The 4,435-nt window shown below is 74.9% G+C and carries 4 protein-coding genes and 1 tRNA gene; 3 read left to right on the forward strand and 2 right to left on the reverse strand.

What is annotated here, in order from left to right:
- Positions 1–1,107, reverse strand: a 1,107-nt coding sequence (locus tag MHW47_RS32485; protein ID WP_239227436.1) for a GTPase, incomplete at its 3' end; no start/stop codon positions are given.
- Positions 1,104–2,756, reverse strand: a complete 1,653-nt coding sequence (locus MHW47_RS32490; RefSeq protein WP_239227439.1) for a dynamin family protein — start codon at positions 2,754–2,756, stop codon at positions 1,104–1,106. The genes MHW47_RS32490 and MHW47_RS32485, both read right to left, overlap by 4 nt.
- Before the next feature lie 320 nt (positions 2,757–3,076).
- On the opposite strand from MHW47_RS32490, the gene MHW47_RS32495 reads away from it, so the two are divergent.
- The 3 genes from MHW47_RS32495 to MHW47_RS32505 form a co-directional block, all read left to right on the forward strand.
- A tRNA-Arg gene (locus tag MHW47_RS32495) sits at positions 3,077–3,149 on the forward strand.
- 120 nt (positions 3,150–3,269) lie between these two features.
- Positions 3,270–3,665 (forward strand): BlaI/MecI/CopY family transcriptional regulator, encoded by a 396-nt coding sequence (locus MHW47_RS32500; RefSeq protein WP_239227437.1) that lies wholly within the window; start codon positions 3,270–3,272, stop codon positions 3,663–3,665.
- Positions 3,666–3,669: 4 nt separating this feature from the next.
- The coding region (locus tag MHW47_RS32505) for a M56 family metallopeptidase (protein WP_239227438.1) at positions 3,670–4,435 on the forward strand (766 nt) is incomplete at its 3' end.

The raw sequence follows: 4,435 nt of genomic DNA on the forward strand, positions 1-4,435 counted from the left end.
GAGGCGGTCGGCGAACTCCTCGCGCGCCCGCTCCCCCAGCCCGGCGCGCCCCTCGGCGACGTACACCGGGCGCAGCCTGGCCGCCGCCGCGTCCACGTCGGCGGAGAGGCGGCGGGTGGCCGCCGTGCGCTCCTGGACGAACGCGCCCAGCAGCTCGCGCAGCTCGCCGACGCCCTCGCCGGTGAGCGCGGACAGCGGCAGCACGGTCGCGCCGGGTTCGCCGTGCTCGCCGACGGCCATGCCGTCCTCGTCGAGCAGGCGGCGCAGGTCGTCCAGGACCTGGTCGGCGGCCTCGCCCGGCAGCCGGTCGATCTGGTTGAGCACGACGAAGGTGACCTCGGCGTGGCCGGCCAGGGGGCGCAGGTAGCGCTCGTGGAGTGCGGCGTCCGCGTACTTCTCCGGGTCCACCACCCAGATCACCGCGTCGACGAGTGCCAGCACCCGGTCCACCTGGTCGCGGTGGCCCCGGGCCGCCGAGTCGTGGTCGGGCAGGTCCACCAGGACGAGGCCCTGCAGCGCCTCGTCGGCCGCCGCGCCCGGCTGCGGCCTGCGCCGGAGCCGGCCGGGCACGGCGAGCCGGTCGAGCAGTCCGGCGGCGCCGTCGGTCCAGGAGCAGGCGAGCGGGGACGAGGTGGTGGGCCGGCGCAGGCCGGTCTCGGAGAGCTGGGCGCCGGCGAGCGCGTTGAACAGGGTGGACTTGCCGCTGCCGCTGGCCCCGGCGATGGCGACGACGGTGTGCCGCGAGGAGAGCCGCTGCCGGGCCGCAGCCTCGTCCAGCACCCGGCCGGCTTCGGCGAGCGCGGCGCGGTCCAGGCGGGCCCTGGACAGTCCGACGAGTTCGCGCAGGGCGTCCAGGCGGGGGCGCAGCGGGCTGCCGGAGTCCCCGTACGCCTCGACCTGCGGCCGGGTCTCGTCGTCCTCGGGCACGATCTCGTCCGGGGTCCGGGGGGATTCCTTGCGCGCCTCCTGCGCGCGGCGGGCGATCAGTCCGTCGTCCCAGCCGCCCGCCGCGGCCGGTACTCCGGCGGTGTCCGCGCCCGCCCTCTTCTTCCGTGCGCGTCCCGCAGCCCGGCCCTGTCCCGGATTTTCGTCAGTGACGGCAGTCATCGCTGCCACCTCTCCTTCTGCAGTAGGGACAGCGCGGCGATCAGTTCCGCCTGTGGTTCGGGGGCGATGTCGAGGGCGTCCAGGGGGGCGAGGCGCCGGTCGCGTTCGCCGTTCAGGACGTGGTCGAGGTAGGTGGTGAGCAGGGCGCCGCCCTTGTCGCGCAGGCGCAGGGCGCCCTGGGCGCCGATGCGTTCGGCCAGTTGTTCGCCCGCTGTGCGGGCGCGGCGCCCGCCGAGGAGGGCGGCGGCCAGCAGGGCGGCGACGGTCTCGGGGTCCGGGGCGGTGTTGCGCTCCATCAGGCGCAGTTCCTCCTCGGCCAGTTCCTCCAGGATGCGGCGCCAGCGGCGTACGGTCATGGCGATCCGGCCCCGGATGTCCTCGGCCGGACCCCAGCCGCCCTCCTCGCGGCCGGCCGCCTCGTAGGCGAAGGCCGCGGCGGCGGGCTCGCGCCGCCAGACGGTGCGGATCTGCTCGTCGGCGGCGGCGACGGCGCACTCCAGGAGCGCGGCCAGGCTCTCGACGAGCGCGTCGAGCACTTCTTCGGAGGTGCTGTACGTGGGGTAGCCGCGCCATCTGGTCCGGGCGTCACCGGCGAGCGCGCCGCCGTTCTTCAGCCGGCGGCGGACCCGGGCGCCCTCCTTCCCGTACGCGTCCTCGACCACGCCCGTCAGCCGTACGGCGGCCGCGTACTGGGCGGCGACGGCGCCGGCGAGGGCGGGCATGCGGACGTCCAGGGAGTCGATGACGCCGGCGGCGGTCCGGCCGACCGCTTGCTGACGGGCCGCCGGGTCCTGTGCGCGGTGGGTGAGCCAGGCGCGCAGCGGGGCGACGGCGGTGGTGGGCAGCAGTCCGCGTCCGCCGCCCGCGGACTCGGGCAGTTCGGGGATGGTGAACCGGGGCACCTCGCCGAGGCCCGCCTTGGTGAGCAGGGCGCCGTACTGGCGGGAGACCTCGGCGATGACCTGGTGGGGGACGCGGTCGAGGACGGTGACGAGCGAGGCGTTGTACTCCTTGGCGGTCCGCAGGAGGTGCCAGGGCACGGCGTCGGCGTACCGGGAGGCGGTGGTGACCATGACCCAGATGTCGGCGGCGCAGATGAGTTCGGCGGCCAGGACGCGGTTGCGCACGACGAGGGAGTCGATGTCGGGGGCGTCGAGGAGGGCGAGCCCGCGCGGGAGGCCGGGGGCGGTCTCGATGCGCAGGGCGGTGCCTTCCTCGGCGGCGTTCCCGTCGGGTCCGTCGAGGTCGTCGCACTGGCCGGGGTCGGCGTACTCCTCGGGCGGCAGCCATACCCGGGTGAGCTGCGGCAGCACCCGTACGCCCGCGAACCAGTGCTGGTCGTCGGGGTGGCAGACGAGGACGGGCGTACGGGTGGTGGGCCGGAGCACCCCGGCCTCGCTGACCCGCCTCCCCACCAGCGAGTTGACGAGCGTCGACTTCCCGGCGCCCGTCGAGCCGCCGATGACGGCGAGCAGCGGTGCCTCGGGGTCCTTCAGCCGGGGCAGCAGGTAGTCGTCGAGCTGGGCGAGCAGCTCGATCCTGGTCTGCCGGGCGCGGGGGGCACCTGGGAGCGGCAGTGGAAGACGCACGGCGGCGACACGGTCGCGCAGGGCGGAGAGTGCGTCGATGAGCTGAGGCCGTACGTCCAAGGTCACCACATGCGAAGAATGCCCAATTTTGGAGCCCTTTTGAAGCGTATAGCCACTTCTGCGCGCCGGTTCCCCCGTCCGGACAGAGGGGATGAGTGGGACGCAGGCATAACGAGTGCACAACACCCGGGGCGTGAGGCGTCAAAAGCGGTGCGTGATCCGTACCTACCTGCGATTATCGTCTCGCTTCACTGAACCTCCACATCGTGCCACGGAGGTGAAGCACCGAGGTCCGGTCAACCGGAGCCCTATCCTTGTCCCGGCAAGGTCACGGGCCACCAGGGCCCCAGGAAGCTCCGGAACACCGCAGCCACCACCCGGCCCCCGTAGCTCAGTGGATAGAGCAGGCGCCTTCTAAGCGCTTGGCCGCAGGTTCGAGTCCTGCCGGGGGCGCAGTGCGAGACCCTTCCTTCGGGAGGGGTCTTTTTGCCGCCCGGGGGCGGTTTCCGGGCCCGTCAGTAGCATGGGGCGGCGCTCGCCGCGGTGGGGGCGCCGGACGGTAGGAGACCTGGGATGACGGAGCAGCGGGGGTCCGGGGCGCGGCGGCGGGGGCAGGGGGAGTTGGAGACCCAGGTGCTGGCCACGCTGCGCGCCGCGCCGGGGCCGGTGGTCGCGGGGTGGGTGCAGGAGCGGCTCGGGGGCGGTCTCGCGTACACGACGGTGGTGACCATCCTGACCCGGCTGCACGCCAAGGGCGCGGTCGCGCGGGAGCGGTCGGGGCGGTCGTTCCAGTGGACCGCGGTCGCGGACGAGGCAGGGCTGGCCGCGTTGCGGATGCGGCGGGTGCTCGACTCCGAGACCGACCGCGAGGCCGTGCTGGCGAGTTTCGTGAACACGCTGTCCCCGGGGGACGAGCGGCTGCTGCGCGCGTTGCTGGAGACGGCGGAGGCCCCGGAGGAGGGAGACTAGGGCCATGGGGGTCTTCGTCTTCCTGCCGCTGGTGCTGCCGTTGTCGGCCTGGCCCGTGGCGCGGCTGGCCGAGCATCATCTGCATCCCCGGGCGGCAACCTGGCTGCTGAGCGTTGTCGCGGCCGTGCTCGCGCTGTGCAGCACCCTGTGCCTGGGGCTGCTGATGGTGGTGGGCACCGCGCAACTGCCCGGGAACCCGCTGCCCGACGGCTGGTCGGACGCGGAGGTGCGCGCCGCCGTGCCCTACGACGGGATCGCGGGCCGGATCGCGATCCCCGCCCTAGTCGCCGTGGTCGCCGCGTGCACGGGGACGGCCCTGCGCCACCGCCGGGTGCGGCGCGGGGCCGCGCGGGCGCTGGCCGGGCTCCCGGACACCTCCGTCGCGGTGCTGCCGGACGAGGCGGCGTACGCGTACGCCCTGCCGGGCAGGCGCGACCGGGTCGTCGTCACCACGGGCCTGCTCGCCGGGCTCACCCCGGCCGAGCGGCGGGCCGTGTTCGCGCATGAGCGGGCCCATCTGACGGGCCGCCACCACCGCTTCCTGCTGACCGTCCAGCTCGCCGCGCGCGCCAACCCGTTCCTGCGGCCGCTGCGTACGGCGGTCGCCTACTCCACCGAGCGGTGGGCGGACGAGGAGGCGGCGCAGGCCGTGGGCGACCGGCGGACCGTGGCGCGGGCGGTCGGCAAGTCGGCGCTGCTGGCGCGGGTTTCGCCGGCCGCGTCCCTGGCGCAGTTCGCCGATGCCGCCGGGCCGGTGCCGCGGCGGGTGG

The organism is Streptomyces sp. OfavH-34-F, assembly GCF_022347745.1.
Lineage (GTDB): Bacteria > Actinomycetota > Actinomycetes > Streptomycetales > Streptomycetaceae > Streptomyces.